At 64.0% G+C, this 17,951-nt stretch carries 14 protein-coding genes; 7 read left to right on the plus strand and 7 right to left on the minus strand.

Annotation, left to right across the window (positions count from 1 at the left end; translation table 11 throughout):
- Positions 1 to 42 precede the first annotated feature (42 nt).
- Positions 43 to 321, plus strand: coding sequence for a hypothetical protein (locus ACSFDB_RS04130; RefSeq protein WP_440769758.1), 279 nt, complete (start codon positions 43 to 45; stop codon positions 319 to 321).
- Between the two features lie 36 nt (positions 322 to 357).
- On the opposite strand, the gene ACSFDB_RS04135 is transcribed toward ACSFDB_RS04130, so the two are convergent.
- On the minus strand, positions 358 to 1,104 hold the full coding sequence (locus ACSFDB_RS04135; RefSeq protein WP_440769759.1) for a helix-turn-helix domain-containing protein: 747 nt from the start codon (positions 1,102 to 1,104) through the stop codon (positions 358 to 360).
- A 62-nt stretch (positions 1,105 to 1,166) separates the two neighbouring features.
- On the opposite strand from ACSFDB_RS04135, the gene ACSFDB_RS04140 reads away from it, so the two are divergent.
- Positions 1,167 to 1,946, plus strand: coding sequence for a hypothetical protein (locus ACSFDB_RS04140; protein WP_440769760.1), 780 nt, complete (start codon positions 1,167 to 1,169; stop codon positions 1,944 to 1,946).
- A 429-nt stretch (positions 1,947 to 2,375) separates the two neighbouring features.
- Here the strand turns inward: ACSFDB_RS04140 and ACSFDB_RS04145 are convergent, their stop codons facing one another.
- Positions 2,376 to 3,527, minus strand: coding sequence for an acyl-CoA dehydrogenase family protein (locus ACSFDB_RS04145; RefSeq protein ID WP_090304934.1), 1,152 nt, complete (start codon positions 3,525 to 3,527; stop codon positions 2,376 to 2,378).
- 114 nt (positions 3,528 to 3,641) lie between these two features.
- Here ACSFDB_RS04145 and ACSFDB_RS04150 point away from each other — a divergent pair, with 114 nt between their 5' ends.
- Together ACSFDB_RS04150 and ACSFDB_RS04155 are read left to right on the plus strand one after the other, a co-directional pair.
- Positions 3,642 to 5,615 carry a 3-hydroxyacyl-CoA dehydrogenase/enoyl-CoA hydratase family protein gene (locus tag ACSFDB_RS04150; RefSeq protein WP_440769761.1) on the plus strand — a complete coding sequence of 658 codons (1,974 nt, stop codon included), beginning with the start codon at positions 3,642 to 3,644 and terminating at the stop codon, positions 5,613 to 5,615.
- A 254-nt stretch (positions 5,616 to 5,869) separates the two neighbouring features.
- The gene (locus ACSFDB_RS04155; RefSeq protein ID WP_440769762.1) at positions 5,870 to 6,442 is read left to right on the plus strand and encodes a HalX domain-containing protein; all 573 of its coding nucleotides are present in this window, start codon (positions 5,870 to 5,872) and stop codon (positions 6,440 to 6,442) included.
- On the opposite strand, the gene ACSFDB_RS04160 is transcribed toward ACSFDB_RS04155, so the two are convergent.
- The 4 genes from ACSFDB_RS04160 to ACSFDB_RS04175 form a co-directional block, all read right to left on the minus strand.
- The gene (locus ACSFDB_RS04160) at positions 6,439 to 8,493 is read right to left on the minus strand and encodes a PAS domain S-box protein (RefSeq protein WP_440769763.1); all 2,055 of its coding nucleotides are present in this window, start codon (positions 8,491 to 8,493) and stop codon (positions 6,439 to 6,441) included. The genes ACSFDB_RS04155 and ACSFDB_RS04160 overlap by 4 nt on opposite strands.
- Before the next feature lie 258 nt (positions 8,494 to 8,751).
- Entirely contained in the window at positions 8,752 to 9,906 is a 1,155-nt protein-coding gene (locus tag ACSFDB_RS04165; RefSeq protein WP_440769764.1) for an acyl-CoA dehydrogenase family protein, read from the minus strand.
- 96 nt (positions 9,907 to 10,002) lie between these two features.
- The gene (locus tag ACSFDB_RS04170; protein ID WP_440769765.1) at positions 10,003 to 10,377 is read right to left on the minus strand and encodes a hypothetical protein; all 375 of its coding nucleotides are present in this window, start codon (positions 10,375 to 10,377) and stop codon (positions 10,003 to 10,005) included.
- A gap of 208 nt (positions 10,378 to 10,585) precedes the next feature.
- Entirely contained in the window at positions 10,586 to 10,957 is a 372-nt protein-coding gene (locus ACSFDB_RS04175) for a cupin domain-containing protein (RefSeq protein WP_090304944.1), read from the minus strand.
- A gap of 391 nt (positions 10,958 to 11,348) precedes the next feature.
- On the opposite strand from ACSFDB_RS04175, the gene ACSFDB_RS04180 reads away from it, so the two are divergent.
- Entirely contained in the window at positions 11,349 to 12,683 is a 1,335-nt protein-coding gene (locus ACSFDB_RS04180) for a metallophosphoesterase (protein ID WP_440769766.1), read from the plus strand.
- 83 nt (positions 12,684 to 12,766) lie between these two features.
- Here ACSFDB_RS04180 and nikR read toward each other — a convergent pair whose 3' ends face one another.
- Positions 12,767 to 13,195 (minus strand): nickel-responsive transcriptional regulator NikR, encoded by a 429-nt coding sequence (gene nikR / locus ACSFDB_RS04185; protein WP_090304946.1) that lies wholly within the window; start codon positions 13,193 to 13,195, stop codon positions 12,767 to 12,769.
- A 127-nt stretch (positions 13,196 to 13,322) separates the two neighbouring features.
- Here nikR and ACSFDB_RS04190 point away from each other — a divergent pair, with 127 nt between their 5' ends.
- Positions 13,323 to 14,096 carry a creatininase family protein gene (locus tag ACSFDB_RS04190; RefSeq protein ID WP_440769767.1) on the plus strand — a complete coding sequence of 258 codons (774 nt, stop codon included), beginning with the start codon at positions 13,323 to 13,325 and terminating at the stop codon, positions 14,094 to 14,096.
- Positions 14,097 to 14,274: 178 nt separating this feature from the next.
- Entirely contained in the window at positions 14,275 to 17,742 is a 3,468-nt protein-coding gene (locus tag ACSFDB_RS04195) for a PAS domain S-box protein (protein ID WP_440769768.1), read from the plus strand.
- The last annotated feature ends 209 nt before the right edge of the window (positions 17,743 to 17,951 follow it).

Below are 17,951 nucleotides of genomic sequence, written 5' to 3' on the forward strand. Positions count from 1 at the left end.
GGCCCCAGGCGTTATTTGCCCCTGACGGTCGTACCCTCCTCGATGGCAACACGCGTTCGGCTCGACGATTGGGAAGCGGCGGTCGACGAACTGCGCCGGTTCGGTACCACCGGAGACGTGACGACCGGCGACGACTGGATTCGGCTCGACTTCGGCTCCGCACAGGTCGAGGTGACGCAAACGGGGCGCGTCAGCACGGGTATGGCACTCCACGAGTTCGAACGGGAGGGAGAGGTCGAGATTCTGGTGGACCACGACGAAGGAACGCTCGCGGTCGAGACCGACGACGTGAGCTACACGTTCAGAAGACCTGGCGGGTGAGGTTCCGTGAGCGACGAGCTATTCTCCGGCCGACTGTTAGCGGTCCGCAGCTAGCGTCTCGAGGGAGTCGTCCTCGTCGACGAACGTCGTCGCGAGGCTGGCTTCGGCCCGGCGAAGTCGGTAGGAGAGCGTCGACCGAGGAATCTCGAGCCGTTCGGCGAGGTCGGAGAGTTCGATCCGGCGCGGCGTCTCGTAGTAGCCGTGGTCGACGGCCGCCCGCAGCGCCTCGCGCTGTTCGTCCGGCAACTCGTCTGCGGGTTCGGTATGGCTGCGGTCCGGGTCGAGTTCGGTCAGTCGCAGCATCTCCATTCCCGTACACTCGCCGACCTCCTCGCCCAGCGCGTCGAAAAAGTCGTGAATCGGCGCGTCGCTCGCAAGGACGATCCGCCACCGGTAGCGCCGACCCTCGCGGTAGGTCTCGAAGAGGAGCCCCTCGCCGAGGTACTCGAGGGCGACGTGGGGAACCGACGTACAGACCTCCGTACGGTCCCAGTAGGTGTAGACGACCAACGTGTCGTTCGATCGGTCGAGCACCTGCACCTCACAGTCGGCCCCGCAGTCGTCCTTGACCAGACAGTCCGCGAAGAAGTCGGCCGTTTTGTAGGCCTCTTCGAGGGCCTCGAGCGCTTCCGGCGATCCCTCCGCGTGGTCGACCCGCCAGAGGCTGTCGCTCGTGACGTGACACGACAGCGAGCGGATCGACGCGTCGGGGTAGTCGGCGAGCACGTCGGCGACCGGGTTCGTCCCCGGTTCGTACTCGAGGGCGAAGACGAATTCTCTCATTAGCCCCATAGAGGCGCTCGCACGCCAAAGGGGTTTCTCGATGGCTGCCGTAGGAGGAGGCGATGGTGACGGTATCGACGGTCGTGCTCTCGAGCGTCACGCACTGGGTTCAGGACTTCTGGGTGTTCTATCGTCGCTATACGGACACGACGGTCCACACGGCGTCGACGGCAGCACTCGCCATCTTCGGGATCCTCGTGTTCATCGACCCCTGGTTCGCGGTCGCCGCTATCGCTTGTTACGTCATCCCGCCCGTCGCCTTGTACATGCTCGCGGACGATCCGGTTCCCGGCCCGGAGCGCCCCGTCGAACAGCGTGGTTCCGAGGCACAGGCGACGGAGACACGCGGTCGAGCCGTCGAATCAGTGGCCGCGCGGACGGAGACGGCTCGCTCGAGTGCAAATGATGGTGACTCGAGATCGAACCCGAACGCCGGTACTGGAAACGCTGAGAGCGATGCCGACACTGACGCTGACGGCGGCGACACCGACTCAGACACCGACGGCACGGACGCCGATTCAGACAGTGACTCAGATAGCGACAACATGGACACGGATTCAGACAGTGATTCCGTCGACAGCGATAGCGATTCGGATTCCGATAGCGATTCCGACGATGGCGATACTGACTCGGACTCTGACAGCGATTCCGACGATGGCGACACCGACTCGGATTCTGACAGCGATTCTGACGATGGCGATACTGACTCGGACTCTGACAGCGATTCTGACGATGGCGATACTGACTCGGACTCTGACAGCGATTCTGACGATGGCGATACTGACTCGGACTCTGACAGCGATTCCGACGATGGCGACACCGACTCGGATTCTGACAACTGATCGAACCGCTCGAGATCGCCACCCGAATCGCCGTCAGCAACGCGGTTGGCGGGCTGGCATTCGACTGGTTGTGCTGGAAGCGGAGTCTCGAGGCGGCTACGCTCGCCCACGTGGTGTTCGTCGCGCTGTCGCTGGTGATCGTGGCATTTGAACGAAACAGGTGGAGAGTACTGGCCGGGAGCGCGACTCGAGCAGACGCGAGAGTCGCGCAACCCGGGGGAGGGCAGGCTCTCGACAGTCACTCACCGCGAGCGAAGCCGAAGGCTGAGCGAGCGGGCCGACGACTGATGTGACCGAACGACTGAAAGGAGTGAGAGAACGGAAGGAGGAGTGCTTTTGATCGAAATTTTACCGAAGGACATCGCGGTCGCGGCATCGCCGCGACCGCGATAGACTGCAGCGTAAAATTTCGCAGGTGAAACTTCGTCTCTAGAACCCCTTGCCGAGCAGTTCGCGCGCGATGACGTTCTTCTGGATCTCGCTGGTTCCCTCGTAGATCTGGGTGATCTTCGAGTCGCGGTAGAAGCGCTCGACGGGGAAGTCGTTGACGTAGCCCGAGCCGCCGTGGATCTGGACGGCCTCGTTGGAGACGTCGACAGCGACGCGGGAGGTGTACTCCTTGGCCATCGAGGCGAGTTTCGTGATGTCGTTGCCCTGGTCGACGTTCCAGGCGGCCTTGTAGGTCAGGTTGCGGGCGGCCTCGGTCTGGGTCGCCATGTCGGCGAGCTTGTGCTGGATGGCCTGGAACTCGCTGATGGGCTGGCCGAACTGCTCGCGGTCCTGAGCGTACTCGAGGGCCGCGCGAAGCGCCCCTTTCGCGATCCCGACGCCCTGTGCGGCGACGCCGGTTCGGGTGGCGTCGAAGAACTGCATCTGCTGCATGAAGGCGGCGTCCTGGGTGCCGATGAGGTTCTCCTCGGGGACGCGGACGTCGTCGAAGATGAGTTCGGCGGTGTCCGACGCTCGAATGCCGAGTTTACCGGTGATCTTGTCCGAACTGAAGCCGTCGCGGTCGGACTCGACGACGATCTGGCTGAAGCCGTTGTACCGACCCTCGGCGTCGGGGTTGGTCTTACAGAGGACGACGAAGAAGTCGCCGACGGTGCCGTTGGTGATCCACATCTTGTTGCCGTTGACGACCCACTCGTCGCCGTCCTTCTCGGCGCGCGTCGAGACGGAGGAGACGTCGGAGCCGGTGTCGGGTTCCGAAATCGCGGCCCCCGAAATCTTCTCGCCCATCGCGACGGGCTCGAGGAAGCGCTCCTTCTGGTCTTCGTTCCCGAACTCCCGAATGGCTTCGGTCCCGAACGAACAGGCCATGATCGAGAGCGCGATGCCGGGATCCCAGGAGAACAGCTCCTCGGCGATGAGCACCGACTCGAGCGTCGAGTAGCCCGCGCCGCCGTACTCGATCGGGATCGACGAGCCGACCAGACCCATGTCGGCGGCCTTGTCGACGATCTCGTGAGGGAACGTCTCTTCGACGTCGTACTTCTCGGCTTCGGGGACGATTTCGTTCTTGGCGAACCGCTCGACTTCCTCGCGAATCTGTTCCTGCTCTTCGGAGAGACCGAATTCCATGTGAACGTGTTCCTAGGCCAGCGGTAAAGAACTTTGTAACCGGGAGTAAACTGAACTACAGTTTTCGTCGGGCGGAGGGAAACGTTGAAACACGTGCCGATTGCATGTGTACCCATGGAGTTAGAAGATATCAACACCGTCGCAGTTCTCGGTGCAGGGAATATGGGCCACGGCATCGCGGAAGTCGTCGCGATGGCTGGCTACGACGTCAACATGCGTGACATCAAAGAGGAGTTCGTCCAGAACGGCTACGACCAGATCGAGTGGTCGCTCGGAAAGCTGGCCGAGAACGACCAGCTTAGCGAGGAGGAAGCCGACGCCGCCTTGGAACGAGTTACCCCACTCGTCGACATGGCAGAGGCCTGCGGCGACGCCGATGTCGTCATCGAGGCCGTGCCGGAGCAGATGGGGATCAAAGAGGACGTCTACACCGAACTCGAGGAGGTCGCCCCCGACCGCGCGATTTTCGCGACGAACACCTCGAGTCTCTCGATCACGAAACTCGCCGAGTTCACCGAGCGGCCCGGACAGTTCTGCGGGATGCACTTTTTCAACCCGCCGGTCCGGATGGACCTCGTCGAGGTCATTTCGGGGGCCGAAAGCGACGAGGAGACCCTCGACGTAATCGAGGAGCTGGCCGACGACATCGGGAAGTCGCCCGTGCGCGTGCACAAAGACTCGCCCGGATTCATCGTCAACCGCGTGCTCGTTCCCCTGATGAACGAGGCCTGCTGGCTCGTGAGCGAGGACGAGGCCACCATCGCGGAGGTCGACTCGACGACGAAGTACGACATGGGGCTCCCGATGGGGTCGTTCGAACTCGCCGACCTCACCGGGATCGACGTCGGCTATCACGTCCTCGACTACATGCACGAGGTGCTGGGCGAGGCCTACGAGCCGAGCCCGCTGTTCGTCGAAAAGGTCGAAAAGGAGGAGCTCGGCAAGAAGACCGGTAAGGGCTTCTACGACTACGAGGACGGTCCGGGCGCCGAGATCCCGACCGACGAGCAGTCCGACCTCGTCAAGGCGCGACTGGTCGCCTCGATGGCCAACGAAGTCGCCAAACTGATCGGTAACGACGTCGCACCGCCGGCGTCCATCGACGAGGCGACCAAACTCGGCGCCGGGTTCCCCGACGGCCCCGTGAAGATGGTCGACCAGTTCGGCGTCGAAAAGGCCCTCGAGACACTCGAGGAGGCCTACGAGAAGACGGGCCACGCGCGTTACGAGCCCGCCGACTACCTCGAGGAACGCGCCGGCGAGGGCGGCTTCTACGAGCAGGAGGGAGACGACGGGCGGACCGACTTCGACGCCATCCGCGTCGAGTACCCCGGGAACATGGTCGGCCACATCGTCCTCGACCGACCCCACCGAATGAACACGATCAGCGACGAACTGCTCGAGGAGCTATCCGAGGCGATCGACCTGCTCGAGGGTGACGACGAGGTTCGCTCGATCCTCATCACCGGCGAGGGCGAGAAGGCCTTCTCCGCGGGCGCGGACGTCCAGAGCATGGCCGCGGGCGGCGCGGATCCGATTCAGGCCCAGGAGCTCTCGAAGAAGGGCCAGTCCACGTTCGGCAAACTCGAGGCCTGCGACATGCCCGTCGTCGCCGGCGTCGACGGCTTCTGTCTCGGCGGCGGGATGGAGCTGGCGACCTGTGCCGACATGCGCGTCGCGAGCGAGCGATCGTCGTTCGGCCAGCCCGAACTCGATCTCGGGCTGCTCCCCGGCTGGGGCGGCACCCAACGACTCAAACATATCGTCGGTGAGGGCCGCGCGAAGGAGATCATCCTCACGGCCGAGCGCTACGAGGCCGAGACGATGGCAGACTACGGCTTCGTCAACGACGTCGTCGACAACGACGAACTCGAGGACGCGGCACTCGACCTGGCGGCCGACCTCGCGGGCGGGCCGCCGATCGCCCAGAAGTTCACTAAGCGCGCGATGCTCGCCGGTCGCGACGACACGGACGCCGGCCTCGAGTACGAGGCCTCCGCCTTCGGCCATCTGATGGCGACCGACGACCTCATGGAGGGGATGACCGCCTTCATGGGCGACGGTGAGCCGAACTTCGAGGGGAAATAACGCGAGCGTCGAACGGCTCACAGCGCGAGTCGTTCGGACGGGAACCCGAGTCCGCTGTAGCCGCGTCTCTCGGAACGACTATGATTTTGAGACGGTCACTACTCCGTAGTTGTGTCTCCCGGTTATCGAGTACGCCGCGTCAGGTTCAGCCCAAAAAGATGCGAATTTTGACAACTGGTCGCGAGATTTATCACCAAGAGGTACCTTTGGTGGCCCGTGGCAGTATTCGATGATGAGAACCGAGGGGGCAACCAATGAGTGAGAATCTCGAAGTACTCGTCGTAGACGACGAGTCTCGACTCGCCGACCTGTTCGCCGCGTGGCTGCAGGGCGAGTGGCGCGTCGATACGGCCTACGACGGCGAAGAGGCGCTCGAAAAGATGGCCGACTCCGTCGAGGTCGTGCTGCTTGACCGCCGCATGCCGGGGCTTTCCGGTGACGAAGTGCTGGCGGAGATCAGGGACGCCGGCTACGACTCGCGGGTGGTAATGGTCACGGCGGTCGATCCCGACTTCGACATCATCGAGATGGGCTTCGACGACTATCTGGTCAAGCCGGTCTCGAAGGACGAACTCGTCGATATCGTCGACAACGTCGCCGATCGATCGGAGTACGAGTCGGACATCCAGGAGTACTACGCGCTCGTCTCGAAGAAAGCGCTGCTGGAGTCCGAGAAGGCCGACCGCGAACTCGCGGACAACGAGGAGTATCAGGAGCTCCGCGAGCGCGTCGCGGAACTCGAGAAACGGGTCGACGAGACGGTCTCCGGGATGACCTCCCACGACGACTTCGTCGGCGCGTTTCAGGACCTCCAGTCCGAGAATTAACGCCGGTCGTCCGGCTCGGCGTCGAACGCGAATTCGAACCGGGCCCCTCCGGTTTCGCTCTCCGCTGCGGTAACCGACCAGCCGTGTCCGGTAGCGACTTCTCTGACGACCCACAGCCCGATTCCGAGCCCGTCCGACGACGACGACGAGACGGACGGATCGAACAACTCGTGGCGCATATTCTCAGGTAACCCCGCACCATCGTCCTCGACGAAGAAGCCGCGCGGCTCGGCGTCCGTCCCATCGCTCGACTCGAGGAGCCCGATTCGAACTGAGAGCGCTGTGTCACCGTCGTTGCCCGTTTCTCCCCGAGCCTGCGACGCAGGGCTCGTCGAGCCGTGTTCCACTGCATTTCGAAACAGATTCTCGAGCAACCGCAACAGCCGCGACCGATCGGCTTCGATGGCGGTCGTTTCCGCGACGGAGAGCGACGCGTCGGCTGTAGAAACGTACTCCCAGGCGTCGCGTGCGACCGATTCGAGATCGACGGGTTCGGTGTCGGTCGCCCACTGGCCGTCGCGGGCGATCGCCAGGACGTCCTCGACGATCGACTCCATTCGGTCGAGGCCGTCGCGGACGTTTTCGGCGTGCTCGAGCGATTCGGTCTCCTCGAGGAGGTCAAGATAGCCCTGGGCGACGCTCAGCGGGTTTCGGAGGTCGTGGCTGACGATTCGCGCGAAGGCGTCGAGGCGTTCGTTCTGCTCGCGGAGTTTCCGCTCGCTGCGCTTGCGTTCGGTGATGTCGCGGATGACGGCGACCGAGCCCAGATACTCCCCGTCGTGGACGAGCACGGCGATCTGGACCTCACAGGGGACCCGGTCGCCGGTTTTCGTCTCGAGGTACAGTTCGAGGGTGTCGGTGCTGGTTTCGCTGGCAAGCAGCGAGCGAATTTTCGCCTCGCCGGCTTCGATATCGTCCGGATCGAAGACCAGCGAGGCGTGTTCGCCGAGTAATCCCTCGCGGCTGTAGCCAGTCATCTCCGTGAGGGCGTCGTTGACCGTCATGAAGTGGCCGTGTTCGTCGAGGACGTACATGCCGTCGCCGGCGGTCTCGACGAGGCGTTCGTATCGCCGGAGACTGCGCTCCTGTTGTGCGAGGGCTCCGCGGGCAACGATCGTCTCGAGGACGTGCGAACTCGCGTCGGCGGCGGCGCGAATTGCCGTCCGTTCGGCCTCGGCAAACGGCTCAGGCGCGTAGACCACGAACACGCCGTAGACGTCGTCGCTCGAAGAGAGCGGGGCGACGGCGACAGCGTGAACGCCCCGATCGAACGCGTGGTCACCGAACGGAACGCCGTCGCGATTGTTCGCGATGTGTTGGAGCGTCTGCAGTTTGCCCGTTCGCAGTGCGCGTTCGAGCAGCGGTTGCTCGCCGTCGCCGATGGGAAAGGTACGTTGCATCGGCCACTCCATACTGTCCGGATCGGTCAGCCATGGGACGACCTCGCGCTCACCGCGATCGTACTCGCCGACCCAGGCGAACCCGAACCGGTCGGTAGCCGTGAACTCCTCGCGGAGGATTCGTTCGACGGCGACGGGCGACGTTACGTCGACGAGGCGTCGCCTGACGCCGCTGACGACGGCCTCGAGATCGGCCGGGAGGCCGGGGATACGCTGGTTGTCGTCCGTCTCGAGGGGGCGATCCGTCCCACTCGAGTCGCTACGCGCGTCGTTTGTCGTGGCACTCGAGTCAGCGTTGACACGTCCCGTGACGGCGTCGGCCAGCCGATCCGGTGACTCGGTGTCCTCGGTGCGCGCGACTACTTCGCTGAGGACGGCGACGGATCCCGCGTCCGTTTCGGTGTCGCCCCAGTGAACGAACGTCGGCGTCTCCGGCGACTCGGATTCGACGGTGTCGACGAGCGCCGGCACGTTCGCGACCGTGCTCGCGTCGATGACGATCGCGTCGATCGATTGCTGTGCGAGTCGCTCGACGGCGTCGGAAGTACACTGAGCGACGACGACGTTGACCGGGGTGTCGGTCAACGCGAGCGTCACGGACGCCCGCGTCGAGCGGTCGCTACTCACACAGAGGACGCGTGGTCGACTCATCTCAGCTGAACTCCGTCGGGGTATCCATCTCCATCACGGGCAATCGTCGGTGCTAGCTGATCGGAGGCGAGCGCAACAGATTGTTCTTTCGACACAAAATTTGCACTAATCGGCCCGCGGGGAATCACTACTGTTCGTCCGCAGTCCGACGTGTTGGTGGTTTCGGCCGAGGTCGCGGTCACGTTCGAGAGACGAGAACGGACCTGTGGAGGCGAGAGCGTGCGATTCCGTGATCGGCGGCGTCGGAGTAGATGCTCGCTAGGACGGCGCCTGACCGTAGATCAGGTTCCGCTGGATCTCGTTCGCCCCCTCGTAGATGACGGGGATGCGGACGTCGCGATAGACGCGAGCGATCCGTCGTTCGTCGAGCACCGATCGACCGCCGTGGAACTGCATCCCTCGCTCGGCGACGTCGACGGCCGTCTCCGTCGCGCTCGTCTTCGACAGCGCCGCCCAGTACCCCTCGTTCTCGCCGTTTTCGACCTTCTCACAGGCTCGCCAGGCGAGCGACCGGGCACGCTCGAAGCCCATCAGCATGTCCGCGAGCCCGTGTTGGACCGCCTGAAAGTCGCTGATCGTCCGGCCGAACTGCTCGCGGTCGTGGACGAACTCCCAGGTCTCCTCGATGGCGGCCGCCGCGAGACCCAGTCCGTGGCCGGAGACGGCGATCCGTCCGTGGTTGAAGAAGTCCGCGAGCATCCAGAACCCCGCACCTTCCGAGCCGATGAGGTTCTCCTCGGGGATGCGACAGTCCTCGAGTTCGATGTGAGCCTGCTTCGAGGCGCGCATCGCCATCTTCTCGGGGATGTGTTCGGCCTCGTAGCCGTCGGTGTCGGTCGGGACAATAAAGAGCGAGTGGTTGCCGTACCGGTTGGTCTCGTCGTCGTCAGTCCGCGCGTAGAGGGTGATCCAGTCCGCCTCGACGCCGTTCCCGATCCAGTACTTTTCGCCGTTGATGACGTACTCGTCCCCGTCCTTTTCGGCCGTCGTCTCCATCCCCGTGAGGTCGCTGCCGGTGTCGGGTTCCGAGACCGCGAGCCCCGAACGCTGCTCGCCGTCCGCGACCGGACGGATATACTCCTCGCACTGCTCGTCGGTCCCGTAGTTGTAGGTCATCTTGCAGCCGAAACTCGCCAGCTGGAGCGTTAGGGCGATGCCCGCGTCCGCACGGTAGAACTCCTCGGTGAGCGCGAGCAACTGCGGGAGGTCGAGCCCGCGACCGCCCCACTCCTCCGGAATGTCCTGGGCAACGAGGTTCGCCTCCTGACCGGCCTCGAGAATCTCCTCAGGGTAGGTCCCCTCCTGATAGTGTTCCTGTGCGTTCGGTTCGATGTGTTCGCGAGCGAACTCGCGAGCCTCGGCCTTGATCTCGTGGGCGTGATCCGGAACGATACTCTCCTCGAGTAGATCCATATCCTGTCACACGACAGCGAGGTGGATATATCCGCGGGGCAACAGTGCAAGCCTCACTACCTCACGGCTGAACGCGGCCGGTTGGCGAATCCACGTTCATCGAAGCGCTCGGACCAGTTCGTCCGCAGTCGCGGTCTCGTCGGCCTGCTGTTCCAGGCGCCAGCGGTCCCAGAGCACGTCACTGAGGATGTGGACGTAGAGCACGGTACCGGTCAGAATCGCGAGAGGGACACTCGAAACGGCGAGCAGCGGGACGACGACGCCGACGATGAGGAGGTGGCTCGCCAGCCGCGAGAGGAGTCCGACGTCACCCGCGTCGAAGATCCGCTGCTGGTCGGCGACGGCCGCAGTGGGGTTCGCGAGACAGAACCGAACGGCGCTCCAACGCCCCGTCTTGAGCCGAGCGATGAGGAAGTGATCGAGGTCGACGAGCACGCCCACCGCGGTGCCGTAGCCGACGAGAATCGGCATCGGAATCGAATAGCCGAAGACCGCGACCGGTGACAGCGCGTAGGCGAGGACGCTGGCGACGGCGAACGAGACGAGCGTGTGGTGTTTCGAGTAGATCGATCGTCACCCGGCCGTTCCGACGGCCGCATCCCACTAAACCGTCCCGCCGAATTGTAGAGATCGTTCGGGCCGGGTTCGAAGCACGTTGGAAACCGTACCGATCGACGACTCAGCCGGCGAACCCGGAGAGCAGCCACTCGTCGTCGTCGTCGTCGCCGATGCTCGGTGCGCTGACGAGGACGAACGCGCTCTCCTCGTCGCCGTTGCGGATCTGTCGCGTCGACGCCGGCGGGATCCAGAGGGCATCGCCGGTCTCCATCTCGACCGGTTCGTCGTCGATGACGACGGTCGCCGCCCCCTCGATCAGCACGTAGACCTCCTCGTGCTCGTTGTCCGTGTGATCGTGTGGCTTGCTGTTCCAGCCCGGATCGCAGCGTGCGACCGTCACGCCGACGTGTTCGGTCTCGAGCGGATCGCTCAGGAAGTGCATCGCACTCGAGACCTGATCGACGTCCTCGTAGTTTACCTTCCGATAGCTCATGGCTCTCCATTGGACGGGAAACCAGTAAAACTACGCGTTCCGCGACGGACGGCGAGAAATCGTTCGACCGGGACGGTGCCTCGAGCGTGGCGTAACGGCTAGCAGTCGTCGCAACTACAGTCGTCGCCACACGTACAGACGGGCTCACAGGCGCAGTCGGGTTCACAACAAGCGGACATTGGTACAGTGTGTCACTGGGGAGGGGACGAGCATAACTGTTGTGGGTATTCCGGAGGGGGTACGACGTCGATGCAAGCCGCTCGACTCCGTTCCGGCCAGCGCATATCGGCGGCGATTCCGATCGTGACGGGTGAGTCACGCTATCGCTGTGGCTCGAAGACGGATGAAGAAGACAACCTTTTTTGTTGGGTAGCCGGAGTTGAGGAAGATAATGGCCTCCGGCTCCGGTGATCCGGTCTACTACGTCATTAGTGACCTTCACATCGGCGGCGACGAACAGCTCGAGGAAGTCGAGTTTCTCGACGAGTTGTACGAGTTTCTCGAGCGACTGGAAGCGACCGACGAGAACGCCGAACTGATCATCAACGGCGACGCGTTCGGTCTGTGGGAGTTTACGACGGTCGAGGGGATCGAAAAGTTCGACGTGCTCGAAGCAACGTACCCGCAACTCTTCGAGCAGTTGCGTGCGACCGGCGAGAACGTTCCGATCACGCTCCTGCCGGGGAATCACGACCACGAACTCGCCGCGTACGACGAGTACGTTGAGCGCCTCGCTGCGTACAACGTGACGCTCGTTCAGGATCAATCGATTACGCGGTCGGTTGGTGAGCAGGCGATTCACTTCGAGCACGGCCACCAACAGGATCCGAACAATCGAATCGACGACTGGGGGAATCCCCACTCGACGCCGCTTGGCTACTTCTACAACACGCTCGTCACGAGCCGGGCCGGACAGCTCTCTGATCGCGGACGGTACAACTGGCTGAAGGACGTCCAGGCGGTGACGCCGACCGAACGAATGCCGGTGTGGCTCCTCTCGAAGTACTTCTATCGGGAGATGAACCCGCTGTTGCGGTACTCGCTGGTTCCGTTCCTGTTGCTGTTCAATATCAGCGCGATCATCGCTGTGCTCGCGGGGCTGGATCTCGCTGGGATCTGGTCGATGCCGGTCGATCGGACGGAGGCGTTCCTCGGGCAGTTCGGTACGGCCGGCACGGTGGCTTGGTTCTTCCTCGCGCTCAACGCGACCGTCGCCGGCTTGCTGTTGCTCGTCGGAATCCCGCTGCACTTCATCCGACGCGACATCAGAAAGACCGTCGACCGGTTCGGGGTGTTCGAGACCGAGATGACCGTCGATCCCGAAACGCCGTACGAGGAGGCCGCCGCCGACGTCTTCGCCGAGCAACCGGAGACGACGATCTTTTGCTACGGCCACACGCACCGACCGACGATCAAGGAAATCGACGGCGGAATCCTCGTCAACAGCGGGACGTGGCTCAAGCGTCTCCACCGGAAAGACGGGATCATCGGGATTCTTCCGCCGGTCTTCCACCCCTCCTATCAGCTTGCTGCCGTCCGTATCGCTCCCGAATCATCGGGTGTAGCCGTCGAATTCGAAGAGATCACGAAGCCCAGCCCCGCGCCGGAAGAACTGACGCGCACTGAGCGGTTTTTCACCGTCGGCAGAGAGCCCCGTCCCGAACTGCCAGACCGGTACGTCGTGGACGAAGAGACGGCAGAGACCTCGCAAAAGGTGGCTCCGTGAACTGGAAGTTAGATGGGCTATTCTCGCACAGCAGTAGAGTACTGTTCTCGCAGACGTAGGAGATACGAAGCCGTATGCGTCGTCTAGTTGTCCTGTGAGATCGGATCGAAGCTGTCGACGGGGATCACGGAGTAGTCGACTGTCAGCGCGTCCTTCGTCGCGCGAATCTTTCCGACGAACGTGGAGATGTCCTCGAGTTCGCCCTCGAGGACGAACAGTTCCATGCAGTAGTGGTCGCCGACGTGGCTGTGGAAGTTCGAGGCCACGAGATCCTCGTGTTCGTGGCGCAGGTGCATCATGCGCTCTTCGACGCTGGTCGTCTCGTAGTCGAAGAGGACGGTAACGATCCCCATCAGTTCTCGTTCTTCGAGGCGGGTGTCCTCGAACTCGCCGAGGAGGTTACGGGAGGCCTCTCGGACGACTTCGCTGCGGCCGGTGTAGCCGTGTTCGTCCGCAAACTGGTCGAGTCGCTCGAGGAGTTCGTCCGGCATGGAGACGCTTACGACTGCCATATAATAACTCGAGGGGCAAAAACTATTAAGCCTTATCATATATTCGGCGCTCGACCCGGTCGGATGCTATCCAGTCCGCCGGTTCGTCGGCACACACTGTTTTCCGACTCGACCGTGAGCAGCGTGTATGTACCTTCCAAACCGAACCTGGCCGGAGGTCGGCGAGTACGTCGCGGACGAATCGCTCGCGGTCGTCCCGCTCGGCTCGACCGAACAGCACGGCCCCCATCTTCCGGAGGGGACCGACCACCTGATCGCCGAGGCGCTCGCCCGCGAGGCGACCGATCGGACGGGCTATCTCTGTACGCCACCGGTGCGGATCGGCGTCAGCTCCCACCACCGGCAGTTCCCCGGCACGATGTGGGTCGACGCGCCCGTCTTCCGGGACTACGTCGAGAGCTTCTCGAGAAACCTCACCGCTCACGGCATCGATCGGATCGTCTACGTCAACGCCCACGGGGGCAACGTCGCCCACCTCCGAGAGGTCGGCCGACGACTCCACGACGACGGGACGGCGTACGCCATCGAGTGGATGTGGGACGAGTCGATCCCCGGGCTGATCGAGGAGGTCTTCGAGACGCCGGGCCCTCACGGCGGTCCCAAGGAGACCGCGATGATCATGCACATCGCGAGCGAGCTCGTCCGGGAAGAGCGACTCGAGGAGGCCCGCGACGGCGGCGCAGTCTTCGATTACGACGCCGAGCGAGTCCACGGGGCGACCACCTTCTACGACTGTATCGAGAACAGTCCGAACGGCGTCTTCGGCGACCAGACGGACGCGACGCCCGAAATCGGCGAGGAGCTGTTCGAGGCCGCGACGGATCAACTCGTCTCGCTGCTCGAGTGGCTCGACGCGCGGCCGGTCGACGATCTCATGCCCGAGCCGCACCTCGAGCCGTAGCCGCCGTCGGGAAACCGGCGTTACGCCGCGTCGAATCACGCCTACTCGAGCGTCGTTTGGCCCGTGTCGTACCCATTTCGGTCAGGTGATAGGGGACGCCGAAGGACGGGTCGACGACGCTACGAACCGGCTTTCGCGTCTCGCTGGACTTATGCGCTCGAGACGCCTGACACAGATAATGAGCGACCGAACGGAGTCGTCGGGAACGAGTTTCTGGACGGCCGGCGACGACCGGGCGACGATGGCGTGTTGCCAGGCACTCGTCGACACGGTCGAAGACGGCGTCTTCCGGCTTGATGCCGACGACCAGTTCCTCGCGATCGACGACGCACTTCTCGAGACGACGGGCTACGCGCGCGACGCCGTCCTCGGCGAACACGTCTCGCTCCTGTTTTCGAGGTCGAACGCCGAGGCCCTCGAAGGAGCCGTTCGAAACGACGCCGACGGCGTCACGTCCCTCGAGTTCCCGATCCGAACGAGCGACGGCACCACGATACCCTGTGAATGCCGAGCGAACGGCGTCAGAGTTGGCGGCCGATTTCGGGGATCGATCGTGACCGTTCGGGAACGCGAGGAGTCCGTCACCGAGAGCGACGGCGTGTCCGAACGAACGAGCGCCCCCTCACAGTCTGCCACGTTCGAAGCGGCGACGACGGTCCTCGAGGCGGCCGACGTCGGCGTCTTCGTTCTCAACGACGAGTTCGACGTCGCGTGGATCAACGAGGCGACCGAGCGATACTTCGGTCTCGACCGGGAGTCGGTCCTCGGCCGGGACAAACACCGGCTGATCGACGAGACGATTGCCGATCGGCTCGCCGATCCGGACGCGTTCACCGAGACCGTCACCGCAACCTACGCGGACAACAGCGCCGTCGAGCGCTTCGAATGTCACGTCACCGCGAGCGGCGAGTGCGAGGAGCGCTGGCTCGAACACCGGAGCAAACCGATCGACACCGGACGATACGCCGGCGGACGAATCGAACTGTACTACGACGTCACCGCACAGCACGACCGGGCGAGCCAGCTTCGACGGCTGAACGAGGCCGTCCGCGAGTGGCTCGCCGAAGACTCGCGCGAGCGGGTCGCCGACCTGGCGAGCCGTCACGTTCGCGAGATCCTCGGCCTCGAGATCAACGGCGTGTTCTGCTACGACGACGACACGCAGCTGCTTCGCCCCGCCGGCTGGTCCGAACCGGCGGAGGCGCTGCTCGGCGACATCCCGTCGTTCGCACCGGGAGAGGGCATCGCCTGGCGCGTCTTCGAGACCGGCGAGCCGGTCATCTACGACGACGTCACGACCGACTCGGACGTCTACAACCCCGACACGCCGATTCGCAGCGAGATCTGCCTGCCGATCGCCGACCACGGCGTCCTCATCATCGGCTCCGAACAGCCGACCGAGTTCGACGACGGCGACCTCTCGCTGGCGAAGATCGTCGCCTCGAGCCTCGAAGTGATCTTCGACCGGATCCGTCACGAGCGCCACCTCGAGCGCGAGCGCACCCAGACGGAGAAGCTGCTCCAGACGGCTCCGATCGGCATCTCCGTCGAGGACGCCGACGGGGAGACTGTGCTCGCGAACCAGCGGGTACAGGAGCGCGTGGATTCGATGGCGGAGGTGGCGCTCGGCGAGACGGAGATGGTACGGGAGTGGTCCGTCCGCAACGCCTCGGGCGAGCCAGTCGGGCCCGGATCGAACCCGTCGGCTCGCGTCAGGGAGACCGGCGAACCGGTGCTCGACGAAGAGCTCGTGGTGGAGGGACCGACGGGCGAACGCCGGTGGCTCTCGGTCAACGCCGCCCCGGTGTTCGACGGCGACGGCGGTCTCGAGCGCGTGATCTCCAGCGCGGAGGATATCACGGCGCTCAAAGAGCGCAAGCGTCGCCTCGAGCGCCGGAAGAGCGAACTCGAGACGGAGCTGAGCGAGATTTTCGGTCGCATCTCGGACGGCTTCTACGCGCTCGACGAGGAGTTCCGGTTCACGCACGTCAACGAGACCGCCGAACGGCTACTGGACCGGTCGCGGACGGAGCTGCTGGGGACCTCGGTGTGGGACGTCTACCCCGAGGCCGCGGGATCCGAACTCGAGGAGCGGTACGGAGAGGCGCTGACCACGCAGGAACCGGTCTCGTTCGAGCAGTACGTCGAACCGATGGAGATCTGGGCGCAGGTGCAGGTCTACCCCTCCGAAACCGGGCTCTCAATCTACTTCCGCGACATCACCGAGGAGAAAGCCCGCGAGCGGGAGCTGATCACCTACGAAACGATCTTCGAGACGGTCGAGGACGGCATTTACGTCATCGACGGCGAGGGTCGGTTCACGGCCGTCAACGAGGCCTACGCCGCCATGACCGGCTACGATCGCGACGAACTGATCGGGACCCACGCCTCGATCGTCGTCGACGAATCGGTGATGGATCTCGCGCGCGAGATCGCCGCCGAGGAGAGCGACGTGCCGACGATCGAAGCCGAACTCGAGACGAAAACCGGGGACCGGGTACCGATCGAAGCGACGGTGACCGCGCTCTCCGTGGCCGATTCCGATCGCGAACGCGTCGGCGTCGTCCGGGACGTCACCGACCGCAAGGAACGCCAACGAAAACTCGTGGCGAGCGAACAGCGCTACCGAACCCTCGCTGAGAACTTCCCGAACGGGACCGTTGGCCTGTACAACGAGAACCTTCGGTATACGGCCGCCGGCGGGCAACTGCTCGACGAACTCGGGATCGACCGCGACGACGTGATCGGCCAGACGGTCGCCGACCGCTATCCCGAGGCGATTTTCGAGGCAGTCGAACCCCACTTCCGAGCCGCACTCGATGGGGAGGAGCGGTCGTTCGATCTGCGCCATCACGGCCGGGAGCTACTGGCCCACACCCTCCCGGTTCACACCGACGGCACCGTTCGTCGGGGGATGCTCGTCGTGCAGGACATCACCGAGCGGAAAGCCTACGAGCGGAAACTCGAGGAGTCGAACGAGCGACTCGAGCAGTTCGCCTACGCCGCCAGCCACGATCTCCAAGAGCCGCTGCGGATGATCACGAGCTATCTCCAACTGATCGAGGGGCGCTACGCCGACGAACTCGACGACGACGCCGAGGAGTTCATCGAGTTCGCGGTCGACGGCGCCGACCGGATGCGCGAGATGATCGACGGGCTGCTCGAGTACTCCCGTGTCGAGACACGAGGCGATCCGTTCGAGCCGGTCGATCTCGACGAGGTGCTCGAAGACGTGCGCCACGACCTCGAGCTCCAGGTCGACGAGAGCGGGGCCGAAATCGAGACGACTGACTCGCTGCCCGCGGTCCGCGGCGACAGAAGTCAGCTTCGGCAGGTGTTCCAGAACCTGCTCGCTAACGCGATCGAGTATAGCGACGACGAGCCGTGCGTCACCGTCTCGGCCGAACGCGACGGGCGACGGTGGACCGTCTCGGTCAGCGACGAGGGGATCGGTATCGACCCGGACGACGCCGATCGGGTCTTCGAGATCTTCCAGCGACTCCACAGCCACGAGGAACACGATGGCACCGGAATCGGGCTCGCGCTCTGTCAGCGCATCGTCGAACGTCACGGCGGCCAGATCTGGGTCGACTCCGAACCCGGGGAGGGGTCGACGTTCTCGATGACGCTGCCGGCGACCGAGTGAGTCTCACCGGATCTCGGACCTCCGGATTGGAGCCCCCTACCGCGGGCAGCGGTCGGAACCGCGGGCTGGCGACTGTCGGTCAGTTTTCCGGGAACCTGTCGAGTTCGAAGGGACGACTCGCGCGCTGACGCGTCGTTCCCAACGGCGAAGGCGACGGTCAGGAGGCGAACGCTGAGACGGAAATCAGTCCCTACCGAGTTTCAATCAGG

It is taken from the genome of Natronorubrum amylolyticum (assembly GCF_052040145.1).
Lineage (GTDB): Archaea > Halobacteriota > Halobacteria > Halobacteriales > Natrialbaceae > Natronorubrum.